The organism is Achromobacter sp. FW305-C-30-7 (genome assembly GCF_058783105.1).
In genome coordinates, this window is the sequence record NZ_JBYSYI010000001.1 from 974,102 (window position 1) to 987,962 (window position 13,861).

The window sequence follows — 13,861 nt, forward strand, 5'->3', positions numbered from 1 at the left end:
GCGGCTGGGGGTGCAAGACCCCCGCCGGATCAGCGCACCGCGTTGATCGCGTCGCGCAAGCCCTTGGCCGCCGTGCCGGCGGCTTCGCGCCAGTCGTCGCCGCCGCTGGCGTAGATGATGGCGCGGGAAGAGTTGATCATCATGCCGCTGCGGGCCGCGTTGGCGCCTGCGTTCACGGTGGCGGTGATGTCGCCGCCCTGGGCGCCGATGCCCGGCACCAGCAGGGGCACCGCGTCGCCGATGCGCTCGCGCACCGCGGCCAGCTCATTCGGGAAGGTCGCGCCCACCACCAGGCCGCACTGGCCGTTGGCGTTCCATTTGTCGGCGACCAGGCCCGCGACGTGCAGGTACAGCGGCTCGCCATTGTCCATCTTCAGGAATTGCAGGTCCGAGCCGCCGGGGTTGGAGGTGCGGCACAGCACGATCACGCCGCGGTCGCGCCACGCCAGGTAGGGCTCGACCGAGTCCAGGCCCATGTAGGGGCTGACGGTCAGCGCATGCGCCTGGTAGCGTTCATAGGCTTCGCGGGCATAGTTTTCGGCGGTGGAGCCGATGTCGCCACGCTTGGCGTCCAGCACGATGGGCAGGTCCGGATGCTTTTCGCGGATGTGCTGGCACAGCGCTTCCAGCTGGTCTTCGGCGCGATGCGCGGCGAAGTAGGCGATCTGCGGCTTGAAGCTGCAGGCGTAGGGCGCGGTGGCGTCCACGATGTCGCGGCAGAACTGGAAGATGGCATCCGGCTTGTCCTGCAATTCGCGCGGGAAGCGCTGCGGATCGGGATCCAGCCCGACTTGCAGGAGCGAGTTGCTGGTGGTCCAGGCGTGTTCGAGTTTTTGCAGGAAATTCATGGGAGTTCAGTGCAGTTTGACCCGCGGGCGCGTGCGCCGCATGAGCAGGCGGGCCAGGGCAAGGGAGGCGGTACGCGAGATGCCGAGCACCGCCTTGTGGTGCATCAGGTGCAGGCTCATGTACATCAGGCGTGCCAGTGTACCGCTTACGAACAGTCCCCGCCCCGCCAGCTTGCCCATCAGGCTGCCGACCCCGGCGTCCTGGCCCAGCGACACCAGCGAACCGTGGTCCTCGTAGACATAGGGCGCGGTGGGCTCGGCCGCGTGGCGCAGGCGCGCGGTGAGCTTCTTGGCCAGGTAGTCGGCTTCCTGGTGCGCGGCCTGCGCGCGGGCCGGCACGCTGCGGCCGTCGCGCCAGGGCGCGGCGCAGCAGTCGCCCAGCGCCAGGATGTGCGGATCGGCGGTTTCCAGCCTTTCGTTCACTTCCAGCTGGCCCACCTTGTTCAGCGGCAGGCCCAGGTCGGCCAGCAGGGCCGGGCCCTGGATGCCGGCGGCCCACATGCAGAGTTGGGCGGGGAATTCGCGGCCATCGGCCGTCTTGACGCTGTCGCCGGTGACTTCGGAGACCCGGCAGGAGGCTTCGACCCGGATGCCCAACTCGGTCAGCCGCTTGGTGGCCGCCACTGAGATTTTTTCGGGCAGGGCCGACAGGATGCGCGGCGCGCCCTCGACCAGGGTGATGGCCAGGTCGCGTTCGGCTTGGAAATTGGGCAGGCCGTAGGCGCTGACCACGTGGCTGGCCTCGACCAGTTCCACCGCCAGTTCGACGCCGGTGGCGCCGCCGCCCACGATCACCAGATCCAGCCGGGCCGAGGGGTTGCGTACCTTGGCCTGGTCCACCAGCGCCATGGCCTTAAGCATGGTCAAGCGGAATTGCTCGGCGTTTTCGGTGGAGTCCAGCGTTACCGCGTGTTCGGCCGCGCCGGGGGTATTGAAGAAATTGGAGGTGCTGCCCATCGCCAGCACCAGGGTGTCGTAGGCCAGTTCGCGGCGCGGCAGGACTTCCTGGCCCTGCGCGTCGTTCACCGCGTCCAGCGTGATGCGGCGTTGCTCGCGGTCGACCTGTTCCAGGCGGCCTTGCGCGAACGAAAACCCGTTCATATGGGCCAGCATCAGGTAGGACAGGCCTTCCTGGTGGATGTCCAAGGTGCCCGCGGCCGCCTCATGCAGCGAGGGTTTCCAGATATGGAAGGGGCGGCTGTCGACCAGCGTGATGTGTTGCCGGCCATGCACGCGGCCCAGCTTGGCCGCCAATTCCAGACCGCCGGCGCCGCCGCCGACGATGACAATGCGCTCGGAAGAGTCGGGCGTCGATCTAGGCATCATGGTTCCCAGTATAAATAGCGGCGCATCTCCCCGGAGATGACTAGCCGTGTCAATGCATGACGAAACGGCTGATGGCCACGCCCACCCAGACCGTCCCGGCGAAGATCAGCAGCAGCATCACCGCGGCGCTGCCCAGGTCCTTGGCGCGTCCCAGCAGCGGGTGCGATTCGACCGAAAGCGCGTCGGCCAGCGCTTCGATGGCGGAATTCAGCAACTCCACCGCCAGCACCATGATTACCGTGCCGATCAGGAAAAACACTTCGACCGTGGTTCGGCCGAGGAAGAACGCGGCCGGAATCATCAGCACGGCCAGCGCCAGTTCCTGGCGGAAAGCCGCCTCGTACTTGATGGCGGCCTTCAGGCCCTGCAGGGAGTAGCGCAGCGCATTGAGGATGCGACGCAGGCCGCCTGTGCTCTTGTAGGGCGAGTGATGCGGATTGTGTGACATGGATGCTGAAAGTGGGCTGGGTGTGGCGGCTTTTTAACAGATATGCATTGCCCGCGAAGCCATCGCGTGGATCTTTGGGCAAACCCTAATTGTGACGCATGCGGGAGCGGCGCAAGATTTGGTCAATTGGTAAGGCCACTTTACCTTTTGGCCTGAATTTTCCATCCAGTCCATGCCTATCCAGACCATCGAACCTCGCCGCCTGTACCGCCAGATCGCCGACCAGCTCCGCTTGCTGATCGAGACGGGCGAGTTTCCGGTCGGCGCGCGCCTGCCGCCCGAGCGCGATCTCGCGCTCAAGTTGGGCGTGTCGCGCCCTTCGGTACGCGAGGCGCTGATCGCGCTGGAGGTCGAAGGCTGGGTGGAAGTGCGCATGGGCTCGGGCGTCTATGTGCAAAGCCTGGCCGGTGGGCCGCGCGCCAGCCTGATGGCCGAGAGCCCGCTGGAAACCATACGCGCCCGCCAGGTGATCGAAGGCGAACTGGCCGCGCAGGCCGCGTTGCGCAACTCCCCCGCGCTGGTGGATGGTTTGGCCGAAGCCGTCGGCACCATGGAAGACGAGGCGCTGGCCGGCAACGTGCCGATCCGCGGCGACCGGCTGTTCCATCTGCGCGTCGCCGAGATGGCGAACAATGCCGTGCTGGTGCGCGTGGTGAGCGAACTGTTCGACGAGCGCCACAACCCCTTGTCCGTGAAACTGGGCGACTACTTCGAAAATCCTTCCAGTTGGGCGGCCGCGATTGCCGAGCATCGCAAGGTGATCGACGCCATTCGCGCCGGCGACGACCGCGGCGCGCGCGCCGCCATGCATCATCATCTGGCCTGCTCGCATGACCGCCTTACCGCAAGCTGGCCCGGCGCGGACGCTCCCGGCCAACCGCTAGCCAGCCGGGAGCAGACGGAACCATGAGTATCACGCGCAGGTTCCCCCCGTTCGGAACGCCAAGGAGCAAGTCGCCATGACGCTGGCCTGTCGCATCCACGGGGCGCGCGACCTGCGCCTGGAACCGGACGAAGTCGCGCCACTGGCGCCGCACGAGGTGGAACTGAGACTGGGGGCTGCGGGCATCTGCGGATCCGACCTGCACTACTTCCTGCATGGCCGCGTGGGCGCCTTCGTCATCCGCGAGCCTCTCATCCCCGGCCACGAGGCCTCGGGCGTGGTGCTGCGCACCGGCGAGGCCGTGCGCTCGGTGGCGCCGGGCATGAAGGTTGCGATCAATCCCTCTCATCCCTGTGGCGGCTGCGATTACTGCCGCGCCGGCCGCGACAATCTTTGCCGCAATATGCGCTTTCTTGGCAGCGCCAGCCTCTATCCGCATGTGCAAGGCATGTTCCGCGAGCGTTTCGTGATGGGCGAGCGGCAGCTCACGCCGGTGCCGGAAGAGGATGTCTCGCTGGGCGAGATCGCCTGTGCCGAACCGCTGTCCATCGGCCTGCACGGCGTCAACCGGGCCGGGCCGATGATGGGCAAGCATGTCCTGGTGACGGGGGGCGGCACCATAGGCTGCATGACCGTGTTGGCAGCCAGACTGGCGGGCGCGGCGCGCGTGACGGTGGTGGACGTGGCCGACCGGCCGCTGGAGATGGCGCGTCAGGTCGGCGCCGATGAGGCCATGCGCAGCGACCTGCTCGCGCCCACCGATCTGGCCGATATCGCCGACATCAGCATCGAGGCCGCCGGCAGTCCGGCGGCGCTGGCGACCTGCCTGACGGCGACGCGGCGCGGCGGCCGCATCGTGCAAGTGGGAACGCTGCCCGCCGAGGGCATCGCGTTTCCGGCCAACAACATCATGGCGCGGGAGCTCGACTATGTCGGCGCGTTCCGCGCGGGTGTGGAGTTCGATTGGGCGGTCTCTTACCTGCGTACGCGCAAGGTGGACGTGCGACCCCTGATGAGCGCGCAGTTGCCGTTGTCGCAGGCATTCGAGGCCTTCGAGCTGGCGGCGGATCGCAGTCGCAGTACCAAGGTGCAACTTGTAGTTGAAGCATGAACCGCTGGCGGCCCACCATGGGCCGCCACGCCGGGCATTCAAAAAACAACGAGGAGACGACATGAACCTAGGCAACGCCGTCAAGGCGCTGGTTGCCGCCCTGGCGCTCGCCGCCAGCGGCAGCGTGCTGGCGCAGACCAAGCTCAAGTGGGCCCACGTGTACGAGACATCCGAACCCTTCCATACCGCTTCCGTCTGGGCGGCGCAGGAAATCGGCAAACGCACCAACGGCCGCTACCAGATCGACGTATACCCGGCCTCGCAGCTGGGCAAGGAAAACGACATCAACCAGGGCCTGACCCTGGGCACGGTGGACATCATCATCTCGGGCTCCAGTTTCGCGGCCAAGAGCTTTCCCCGCATCGGCGTCACTTACTACCCCTACATCTTCCGCAATCCCGAGCACCTGATCGCCTACACCAAGAGCGACATCTACAAGGAGCTCACGCGCGGCTACGACGAGAAGAGCGGCAACCATATCGTCGCCACCACTTACTACGGCACGCGCCAGACCACGTCCAACCGCGCCTTCACCAAGTGTTCCGAAATGAAGGGCCTGAAGATCCGCGTGCCCGACGTGGCTGCCTATTTGGCCATGCCGCGCGCCTGCGGCGCCAACACCGCGCCGATCGCCTTTGCCGAGGTCTATCTGGCCTTGCAGAACGGCACCGTGGAAGCGCAGGAGAATCCGCTGACGACCATCGAGGCCAAGAAGTTCTACGAAGTGCAGAAGAACATCATCCTCACCGGCCACATCGTCGATCACCTGAACACGGTCATCTCGGGCAAGTTGTGGAAGGGCCTGTCCGACGAGGACAAGAAGATCTTCTCCGAAGTCGCGCAGCAGGCGGCGGAAAAGGCGTCCGCCGAGGTCGCCGAAAGCGAGAAGAAGATGGTCGAGGTGTTCCGCAAGCGCGGCCTGAACGTGGCGGAAGTGAACGTCGCGGATTTCCGCGACACCGTGCTGGAGAAGGTGCCGTTCAAGCAGTACGGCTACGAAAAATCGGATTGGGAACGGATCCAGGCCGTGAAGTAAGCGCACCCGGGGCCGTCAGCGCGGCCCCGCAGCGACCCGTCCGATTCCGCACAAGGGGAACGCCATGCATTCAGATGCCAAGGCCGCCGTTATGGCGGCCGCCAGCAACAACCCTGTCCATCCCGCCGGGCACCAGCCGCCCGCCACGGCGGAAGAAATCGTCCACAGTTTCGAGGAAGCCGACCAGCACGAGGTCAGCCTGGCTGGCTACCAGCCCGAGGACTGGATCTGCCTGGGCATCTTCTGGGTCATGGCGCTACTGGTCTTCCTGCAGTTCTTTTCGCGCTACGTGCTGAACGATTCCTACGCCTGGACCGAGGAACTCGCCGTCTATTGCCTGATCGGCGTGGTGTTCATCGGTTCGGCCATGTGCGTGCGTGCCTGCCGCCACATCCAGGTGGACTTCCTCTATCGCTATCTGCCGCATCCCGTCGGCCGGGCGTTGGCCACCGTCATCGACCTGCTGCGCACGGCGTTCTTCGGCTATGCGGTGTGGCTTACCTACCGCTACATCGTCCTGGTGGGCGACGAGCCCATGACCACGCTGTTCTGGAACAAGGCCTATGTCTACTGGATGGCGCTGGCCGGGTTCGTCCTGATGTTCCTGCGCTCGGTGCAGGTGTCGGCGCGCAACTGGCGCCAGGGCTACTCCATCCTGGAAAACCCCGCGGCCTACGAGTCGCAGGACTAGCCGGGGCAGCCCCGGAACCCGACAACGACAACCGGAAGCGAGACATGGGCATACTGATCGGAACCTTTCTGCTGTTGATGATCTTCGGCCTGCCGGTGGCGGTGGCCATGGCGGGCGCGTCGCTGCTGTTCGTGCTGATCTCGGGCAGCGTGCCCGACGTGGTGGTGGCGCAGCGCATGATCGCGGGCGTGGAGTCTTTTCCGCTGCTGGCCGTGCCTTTCTTCATCCTGGCCGGCAACCTGATGAACATCGCCGGCATCACCGGCCGCATCTATAACTTCGCCGTGGCGCTGGTGGGCTGGATGCGCGGCGGGCTGGGGCAGGTGAACATCATCGGCTCGGTGGTGTTCGCCGGCATGTCCGGCACCGCCATCGCCGACGCCGCGGGCCTGGGCACCATCGAGATCAAGGCCATGAAGGACCACGGCTACGAGACCGAGTTCGCGGTGGGCGTGACGGCCGCCTCGGCCACGCTGGGCCCCATCATCCCGCCGTCGCTGCCTTTCGTGATCTACGGCATGATGGCCAACGTATCCATCGGTTCGCTGTTCCTGGCGGGCCTGATCCCCGGCGCGGTGCTGACCGTGCTGATGATGCTGACCGTGGCTTACTACGCACGCCGCAACAACTGGGGCGGCGATGTGTCTTTCGACTGGAAGCGGCTGGGCGCAGCCGGGCTGGAAGTCGGCATCGTGCTGGCGTTCCCGCTGGCCATCTGGCTCATGACCGAGGCCGGCGTGTCGGCCAATCTGGCCGCGGGCATCGCCTTTGCTGTGTTGTTGGCGCTGGACTGGCGCTACAACTTTTCGGCGGTGATGGCGCTGATGGCGCCCGTCATCCTGATCGGGGGCATGACGCTGGGCTGGTTCACGCCCACCGAGGCGGCCGTGGCCGCCGTGATATGGGCGCTGTTCCTGGGACTGGTGCGTTATCGGTCCATGACCTTGCGGACCCTGGCCAAAGCCACTTTCGACACCATAGAGACCACCGCCTCGGTGCTGTTCATCGTCACCGCCGCCTCGGTGTTCGCCTGGCTGCTGACCACCACCCAGGCCGCCCAGGCGCTGACCGACGGCATTCTCAGCGTGACGCAGAACAAGTGGGTATTCCTGCTGATGGCCAACGTGCTGATCCTGATCGTGGGCTGCTTCATCGACACCATCGCCGCCATCACCATCCTGGTCCCTATCCTGCTGCCCATCGTGCTCAAGCTCGGCATCGACCCGATCCATTTCGGCCTGATCATGACGCTTAACCTGATGATAGGCCTGCTGCATCCGCCCATGGGCATGGTGCTGTTCGTGCTGGCGCGCGTTTCCAAACTGTCGGTGGAACGGACCACGGTCGCCATCCTGCCCTGGCTGGTGCCGCTGTTCGCGGCGCTGATCGCCATTACCTATATCCCGCAGATCACGCTCTGGCTGCCCACCGTCATGGGCATGGCCAAGTAAAGAGGAAATCGTCATGACCGGAAGACTGCAAGGCAAGACCGCCATCGTCACCGCCGCAGGCCAGGGCATAGGCCGCGCCGTGGCCGAGGCCTATGCCCGCGAAGGCGCCGACGTGCTGGCGTTGGACATCAACGGTGGGGCGCTAGAGACGCTGGCGGGATGCCGGCGCAGGACACTGGACGTGACCGATGCCGGCGCCGTCGCCGCGTTGATTGCCGACGAGGGGCCTGTGGACGTGCTGTTCAACGGCGCCGGCTTCGTGCATGCCGGGACCATCCTGGACTGCGACGAACAGGCCTGGGACTTCTCGTTCGAGCTGAACGTGAAGTCCATGTACCGCATGATCCGCGCCTGCCTGCCCGGCATGCTGGCGCGCGGCGGTGGCTCCATCGTCAACATGGCCTCGGTGGCGTCCAGCATCAAGGGCGCGCCCAACCGCTGCGTCTACGGCGCCACCAAGGCGGCGGTGATCGGGCTGACCAAGTCGGTGGCCGCGGACTACGTGGGGCAGGGGATACGCTGCAACGCCATCTGCCCCGGCACGGTGGAATCGCCTTCGCTGCGCCAGCGCATCGAGGCGCAGGCCAGCGCTGGCGGACAGACGCTGGCCGCCGTCGAGGCCGCCTTCGTTGCCCGCCAACCCATGGGCCGCATCGGCAGCGCCGAGGAAATCGCCTTGTTGGCGCTGTACCTGGCCAGCGACGAGTCCGCCTTCACCACCGGCACCGCCCAGGTCATCGACGGCGGCTGGTCGAACTGAACATCTACGACACACACGAGGAACATGCGATGAAATTGTTGCGTTATGGCGCGAAAGGCGCAGAGAAGCCCGGCATGCTGGACGCCAACGGGCAGTTGCGGGATCTGTCGGCCGTGCTGCCGGACATTGCCGCCGCCACGCTCACGCAGGCCGGCCTGGCGCGGCTGCGCGCGCTGGACCCGGCCAGCCTGCCGCTGGTGGATAGCCCGGGCCGCCTGGCGCCGCCCTGGAGCGGCATGGGCAAGTTCATCTGCATCGGCCTGAACTACGCCGACCATGCGGCTGAGTCCGGCTTGCAGGTGCCGGCCGAGCCGGTGATTTTCATGAAACCCACCTCGGCCGTGGTCGGCTGCAATGATCCGGTGGTGCTGCCGCAAGCCTCCGTCAAGACCGACTGGGAAGTCGAGCTGGGCGTGGTGATCGGCGAACGGGCCCGCTACGTCAGCGAAGCCGACGCCATGAAGCACGTGGCCGGCTATTGCGTGGTGAACGACGTGTCCGAACGCGAGTACCAGATCGAGCGCGGCGGCACCTGGGACAAGGGCAAGGGCTGCGATACCTTCGGGCCGGTCGGTCCGTGGCTGGTTACCGCCGACGAGATCGCCGAGCCGCAGGCGCTGGACATGTGGCTGGAGGTCAACGGCAAGCGCTATCAGAACGGCAGCACCCGCACCATGGTGTTCGGCGTGGCGCAGCTTGTGTCCTACGTCAGCCGCTTCATGACGCTGTACCCGGGCGACCTGATCAGCACCGGCACGCCGCCAGGGGTGGGCATGGGCCAGAAGCCCGCGCCCGTGTACCTGAAGGCGGGTGACGAAATGCGGTTGGGCATTGCCGGCCTGGGCGAGCAGCGGCAGCGCGTCCACGCCTGGGATCCGTCGCTGATCGACGGTTAGCGGCAAGCGCGCCAGGAGCCTTCCATGTCAGAAACCGATACCGCGGTCATACGCATCCACCCGGCGGACAACGTGGTGATCGCCAGGCGCCAACTGGCCGGCGGCACGCGCCTGGCCGGCGAAAACGTCATCGTGCGAGGGTTGGTGCCGCCTGGCCACAAGGTGGCGACGCGCGCCATCGCCGCCGGCGAGCCGGTGCGGCGCTACAACCAGGTCATAGGCGTGGCGCGCTGCGACATCCCGGCCGGCTCGCATGTCCATACCCAGAACCTGGAGTTCTCCGACTTCGAGCGCGACTACGCCGTGGGGGCCGACGCGCGCGCCACCGACTACGTGGACAAACCCGCGCAGTTCGACGGCATCGTTCGGGCCGACGGCCGCGTCGCCACGCGCAACTACATCGGCATCCTCACCAGCGTGAACTGTTCCGCCACCGCCGCGCGCGCCATCGCCGATCATTTCCGCCGCGACATCCATCCGGATGCGCTGGCCGCATATCCCAACGTGGACGGGGTGGTGGCGCTGACGCATGGCGCGGGCTGCGCCACCGGCAGCGAAGGCGAACCCTTGCGCCTCTTGCGCCGCACGCTGGGCGGCTACGCCCGCCATCCTAATTTCGCGGGCCTGCTGGTGCTGGGCCTGGGCTGCGAGACCAATCAGATCGGCGGCCTGATGGAGCAGGAAGGGCTGCGCGAGAGCGGCTTGCTGCACACCTTCAACATCCAGGAGACCGGGGGCACGCGCAAGACGGTGGAGCACGGCATCGAGCTGGTGCGGGCCATGCTGGCGCAGGCCGACCGGGTCCGCCGCCAGCCCGTACCCGCCGGCAAGCTGACCGTAGGCCTGCAATGCGGCGGCTCCGACGGCTATTCGGGCATCAGCGCCAACCCGGCGCTGGGAGCGGCCGTGGACCTGCTGGTGCGCCACGGCGGCACCGCCATCCTGTCGGAGACGCCAGAGATCTACGGCGGCGAGCACCTGCTCACCCGGCGCGCGGCCACGCCCGAGGTGGCGGCCAAGCTGCTGGCCCGGCTGCGCTGGTGGGAGGACTACTGCGCCCGCAACGACGCCGAAATGGACAACAACCCTTCGGCTGGCAACAAGGCTGGCGGGCTGACCACCATCCTGGAAAAGTCGCTGGGTGCCATCGCCAAGAGCGGCACGACCCGTCTGGCCGACGTGTATGAGTATGCCGAGACGGTGTGCGAACGCGGGCTGGTGTTCATGGATACGCCGGGCTACGACCCGGTTTCCGCCACTGGCCAGGTCGCCGGCGGCGCCAACCTGATCTGTTTCACCACCGGCCGCGGCTCGGCCTACGGCTGTGCGCCCGCGCCCTCCTTGAAGCTGTCGACCAATACGGCGCTGTGGCAGCGGCAGTCCGACGACATCGACATCAATTGTGGGGAAGTGGTTGACGGCGCGCAAAGCGTGGCCCAGATGGGCGAGCGCATATTCCGTCTGATGCTGGAAACGGCCTCGGGCCGGCGCACGCGCAGCGAGGAACACGGCTATGGCCAGAACGAGTTCGTGCCTTGGCAGCTGGGCGCGGTGATGTAGGCGCCCGGCGTCGGCCAGGGGTTTCCAGCATTCCACAGGACCATCCATGAAGATTACCCAAGCGCGCGTCATCGTCTGCAGCCCCGGCCGCAACTTCGTTACCTTGAAGATAGAAACCGATGAAGGCCTGTACGGCATTGGCGACGCCACCCTCAACGGCCGCGAATTGGCCGTGGCGGCCTACCTGACCGAGCACGTGATTCCCTGCCTGATCGGCCGCGACCCGCAGCAGATCGAGGACATCTGGCAATACCTGTACCGTGGAGCGTACTGGCGGCGCGGCCCGGTCACCATGTCCGCCATTGCCGCGGTGGACACGGCGTTGTGGGACATCAAGGCCAAGGCCGCCGGCATGCCGCTGTACCAGCTGCTGGGCGGCAAGAGCCGCTCGGGCGTCATGGTCTACGGCCACGCCAATGGCCGCGACATCGACGAAACCGTGGATGAGGTGCTGCGCTATCGCGAGATGGGCTATCTGGCCATCCGCGCGCAAAGCGGGGTGCCGGGGCTGAACTCGGTCTATGGGGTGGGGCGCGGCCGCATGTTCTACGAACCCGCCGACGGCTCGCTGCCGTCCGAGCATGACTGGTCCACGGAAAAGTACCTGGACCACGCGCCGCGCCTGTTCCAGCGGGTGCGCGATGCGGTTGGGTGGGACACCCATCTGCTGCACGACGTGCATCACCGGCTCACGCCCATCGAGGCCGGCCGCCTGGGCAAGTCGCTGGAGCCATTCCGTCTGTTCTGGATGGAGGACGCCACGCCGGCGGAGAACCAGGAAGCCTTCCGGCTGATCCGCCAGCACACGGTCACACCGATCGCGGTGGGCGAGGTCTTCAACACCATTTGGGATTGCAAGGACCTGATCGAAAACCAGCTGATCGACTACATCCGCGCCACGGTGGTGCATGCGGGCGGCATCACGCATCTGCGCCGCATTGCCGATCTGGCCGCGCTCTACCAGGTGCGTACCGGCTGCCACGGCGCCACCGACCTGTCGCCGGCCTGCATGGGGGCCGCCCTGCATTTCGACCTGTGGGTGCCGAATTTCGGCATCCAGGAGTACATGCGGCACACCGATGAAACCGACGCAGTGTTTCCCCATGCTTACAGCTTCAACCAGGGCATGCTATACCCTGGCGACGCGCCGGGCCATGGCGTCGACATCGACGAAGAGCTCGCCGCCAGATATCCCTACCAACGCGCCTACCTGCCGGTCAACCGGCAGGCGCATGATGGCGCACTATGGCACTGGTAATCCATGCTCGAACGCTTGAACTCGGAGTCACTGTCGCATCTACCCGAGGATGTGGAATCCCCCGCGTATGACCGCAGCAGGGTCACGCCCGGCATCGTGCATCTAGGCATAGGCGCCTTCCACCGCGCCCATCAGGCGGCCGTGACCGACCTGGCCATGGCCGCCAGCGGGGATCTTAGCTGGGGCATCGTGGGGGTTTCGCTGCGCAGCCCGGCCACGCGCGATGCGCTGACGCCGCAGGACGGCCTGTACACCCTGGCGCTGCGCGACGCCGGTCCGGATGGGCAGACGCGGGAACAGCTGCGGGTGGTCGGATCGGTGCTGCGCATCGTGGTGGCCGAGGAGGATCCCCAGGCGGTGCTGGAGCGCATCGCCTCCGCCCAGACCCGCATCGTCAGCCTGACGGTCACCGAGAAGGGCTACAGCCACGAACCGTCCACCGGCCATCTGTGCTGGGACGACCCGGACATCGCGCACGACCTGGAACATCCGGTCAGGCCACGCAGCACCATAGGCATGCTGGTGTACGGCCTGGCGCTGCGGCGCGAGCGCGGCCTGCCGCCGGTCACGCTGCTGTCCTGCGACAACCTGCACGCCAACGGCGACACCTTGCGCAGCTTGGTGCTGGCCTTCGCGCTGCGGGTCGATGTCGGCCTGACCGCGTGGATCGACAACCAGTGCACGTTTCCAAATTCCATGGTGGACCGCATCGTGCCGGGCACGCAGGACGAAGACCGCGCGCGCGTGGCGGACCGCCTGGGCTTCGAGGACGCCTGGCCAGTGGTGGGGGAACCCTTCCTGAACTGGGTCATCGAGGACAAGTTCGCGGCCGGCAGGCCCGCCTGGGACACAGCAGGCGCAAGCTTCGTGCGCAACGCCGCGCCTTACGAACGCCTCAAGCTCCGGATGGTCAACGCGCCGCATTCGGCATTCGCCTACCTGGGTTCGATGCTAGGCCTGCGCACCAACAGCGAGGCCGCCGCGACGCCGGCGCTGCGCCGCTACGTCGACGACATGATGCGGCTGGAGCTTGGGCCCACGCTGCGCGGCATTCCAGAGTCGGGGCTGGATGAGTATCGCCTGCGCTTCCTGGCGCGCGTGGCCAATCCGGCGCTGCCGCACCTCACCCGGCAGGTCGCGATGGACGGTTCGCAGAAGGTGCCGCCGCGCCTGCTCGCCGCCATCCGTGACCGCAAGCAGCGGGGCGACGATTTCAGCCGGCTGGCCATGGCCGTGGCCGCATGGCTGCACTACCTGCGTGGCTACGACGAACAGGGCAACGTCTATTCCATCCAGGATCCACTGGCCGGGGCGCTGGCCAAGCTGCTGGCGCGCGCCGACGTGGCCGCCACGGCTTCGTCGCCGTCGCAGGCAGCGCATCGCCGGGCCACGGTGCTGGCCGGGTTCCGGCCGGTTTTCGGCGACCTGGGCAGAAAGCCCGTCTTCGTCGACGCGTTGGCCTTGCATCTGGAGCGACTGCGGACGCTGGGCGTGCTGGGCGCGCTGGAGGCCCTGGAGCGCGACGAGGCACGGGAAGGTTCGGTCCAACCCGCGCCGGCCGCATGACCGCAGGCGGCATGCCGCCTGCATCCA

At 66.8% G+C, this 13,861-nt stretch carries 13 protein-coding genes; 10 read left to right on the plus strand and 3 right to left on the minus strand.

Translation table 11 applies throughout. The annotated features are described in order from the left end of the window. Window positions 1-29: 29 nt before the first annotated feature. Genes pyrF through AC3WOB_RS04495 form a run of 3 tightly spaced genes read right to left on the minus strand, consistent with a single transcriptional unit; the run spans window position 30 to window position 2,622 of the window. Window positions 30-848 (minus strand): orotidine-5'-phosphate decarboxylase, encoded by an 819-nt coding sequence (gene pyrF, locus AC3WOB_RS04485; protein WP_013396159.1) that lies wholly within the window; start codon window positions 846-848, stop codon window positions 30-32. Window positions 849-854: 6 nt separating this feature from the next. Further along, complete coding sequence (locus AC3WOB_RS04490) at window positions 855-2,174, minus strand: NAD(P)/FAD-dependent oxidoreductase (protein WP_492274310.1); 1,320 nt, start codon at window positions 2,172-2,174, stop codon at window positions 855-857. A 49-nt stretch (window positions 2,175-2,223) separates the two neighbouring features. After that, window positions 2,224-2,622 (minus strand): diacylglycerol kinase, encoded by a 399-nt coding sequence (locus AC3WOB_RS04495; protein WP_013396157.1) that lies wholly within the window; start codon window positions 2,620-2,622, stop codon window positions 2,224-2,226. 172 nt (window positions 2,623-2,794) lie between these two features. Between AC3WOB_RS04495 and AC3WOB_RS04500 the strand changes: the two genes are divergently transcribed. The 10 genes from AC3WOB_RS04500 (at window position 2,795) to AC3WOB_RS04545 (ending at window position 13,834) form a co-directional block, all read left to right on the plus strand. Further along, a complete protein-coding gene (locus AC3WOB_RS04500) occupies window positions 2,795-3,532 on the plus strand; it encodes a FadR/GntR family transcriptional regulator (RefSeq protein ID WP_492274311.1) in 738 nt (245 codons plus the stop codon). A gap of 49 nt (window positions 3,533-3,581) precedes the next feature. Continuing rightward, window positions 3,582-4,616 carry an L-idonate 5-dehydrogenase gene (locus AC3WOB_RS04505; protein WP_013396155.1) on the plus strand — a complete coding sequence of 345 codons (1,035 nt, stop codon included), beginning with the start codon at window positions 3,582-3,584 and terminating at the stop codon, window positions 4,614-4,616. Between the two features lie 61 nt (window positions 4,617-4,677). Continuing rightward, complete coding sequence (locus AC3WOB_RS04510; protein ID WP_492274312.1) at window positions 4,678-5,652, plus strand: sialic acid TRAP transporter substrate-binding protein SiaP; 975 nt, start codon at window positions 4,678-4,680, stop codon at window positions 5,650-5,652. A gap of 64 nt (window positions 5,653-5,716) precedes the next feature. Further along, window positions 5,717-6,343 carry a TRAP transporter small permease gene (locus AC3WOB_RS04515; protein WP_492274313.1) on the plus strand — a complete coding sequence of 209 codons (627 nt, stop codon included), beginning with the start codon at window positions 5,717-5,719 and terminating at the stop codon, window positions 6,341-6,343. 44 nt (window positions 6,344-6,387) lie between these two features. Beyond that, window positions 6,388-7,794, plus strand: a complete 1,407-nt coding sequence (locus tag AC3WOB_RS04520) for a TRAP transporter large permease (protein ID WP_207470582.1) — start codon at window positions 6,388-6,390, stop codon at window positions 7,792-7,794. A 13-nt stretch (window positions 7,795-7,807) separates the two neighbouring features. Further along, window positions 7,808-8,554, plus strand: coding sequence for an SDR family oxidoreductase (locus AC3WOB_RS04525; protein ID WP_492274314.1), 747 nt, complete (start codon window positions 7,808-7,810; stop codon window positions 8,552-8,554). Between the two features lie 29 nt (window positions 8,555-8,583). Further along, window positions 8,584-9,450, plus strand: coding sequence for a fumarylacetoacetate hydrolase family protein (locus AC3WOB_RS04530; RefSeq protein WP_492274315.1), 867 nt, complete (start codon window positions 8,584-8,586; stop codon window positions 9,448-9,450). A gap of 24 nt (window positions 9,451-9,474) precedes the next feature. Then, a complete protein-coding gene (locus tag AC3WOB_RS04535; RefSeq protein WP_492274316.1) occupies window positions 9,475-11,010 on the plus strand; it encodes a UxaA family hydrolase in 1,536 nt (511 codons plus the stop codon). A 46-nt stretch (window positions 11,011-11,056) separates the two neighbouring features. Next, on the plus strand, window positions 11,057-12,268 hold the full coding sequence (gene manD, locus AC3WOB_RS04540) for a D-mannonate dehydratase ManD (RefSeq protein WP_492274317.1): 1,212 nt from the start codon (window positions 11,057-11,059) through the stop codon (window positions 12,266-12,268). 3 nt (window positions 12,269-12,271) lie between these two features. Next, on the plus strand, window positions 12,272-13,834 hold the full coding sequence (locus AC3WOB_RS04545) for a mannitol dehydrogenase family protein (protein WP_492274318.1): 1,563 nt from the start codon (window positions 12,272-12,274) through the stop codon (window positions 13,832-13,834). Window positions 13,835-13,861 lie beyond the last annotated feature (27 nt).

What these genes read in the sequence shown, in the direction of transcription:
- AC3WOB_RS04545 (WP_492274318.1), top strand. Translation starts at nt 12,272, where the DNA reads ATGCTCGAACGCTTGAACTCGGAGTCACTGTCGCATCTACCCGAGGAT.
- pyrF (WP_013396159.1), bottom strand. Translation starts at nt 848, where the DNA reads ATGAATTTCCTGCAAAAACTCGAACACGCCTGGACCACCAGCAACTCG.
- AC3WOB_RS04495 (WP_013396157.1), bottom strand. Translation starts at nt 2,622, where the DNA reads ATGTCACACAATCCGCATCACTCGCCCTACAAGAGCACAGGCGGCCTG.
- AC3WOB_RS04505 (WP_013396155.1), top strand. Translation starts at nt 3,582, where the DNA reads ATGACGCTGGCCTGTCGCATCCACGGGGCGCGCGACCTGCGCCTGGAA.
- AC3WOB_RS04530 (WP_492274315.1), top strand. Translation starts at nt 8,584, where the DNA reads ATGAAATTGTTGCGTTATGGCGCGAAAGGCGCAGAGAAGCCCGGCATG.
- AC3WOB_RS04520 (WP_207470582.1), top strand. Translation starts at nt 6,388, where the DNA reads ATGGGCATACTGATCGGAACCTTTCTGCTGTTGATGATCTTCGGCCTG.
- AC3WOB_RS04515 (WP_492274313.1), top strand. Translation starts at nt 5,717, where the DNA reads ATGCATTCAGATGCCAAGGCCGCCGTTATGGCGGCCGCCAGCAACAAC.
- manD (WP_492274317.1), top strand. Translation starts at nt 11,057, where the DNA reads ATGAAGATTACCCAAGCGCGCGTCATCGTCTGCAGCCCCGGCCGCAAC.
- AC3WOB_RS04525 (WP_492274314.1), top strand. Translation starts at nt 7,808, where the DNA reads ATGACCGGAAGACTGCAAGGCAAGACCGCCATCGTCACCGCCGCAGGC.
- AC3WOB_RS04535 (WP_492274316.1), top strand. Translation starts at nt 9,475, where the DNA reads ATGTCAGAAACCGATACCGCGGTCATACGCATCCACCCGGCGGACAAC.
- AC3WOB_RS04490 (WP_492274310.1), bottom strand. Translation starts at nt 2,174, where the DNA reads ATGATGCCTAGATCGACGCCCGACTCTTCCGAGCGCATTGTCATCGTC.
- AC3WOB_RS04510 (WP_492274312.1), top strand. Translation starts at nt 4,678, where the DNA reads ATGAACCTAGGCAACGCCGTCAAGGCGCTGGTTGCCGCCCTGGCGCTC.
- AC3WOB_RS04500 (WP_492274311.1), top strand. Translation starts at nt 2,795, where the DNA reads ATGCCTATCCAGACCATCGAACCTCGCCGCCTGTACCGCCAGATCGCC.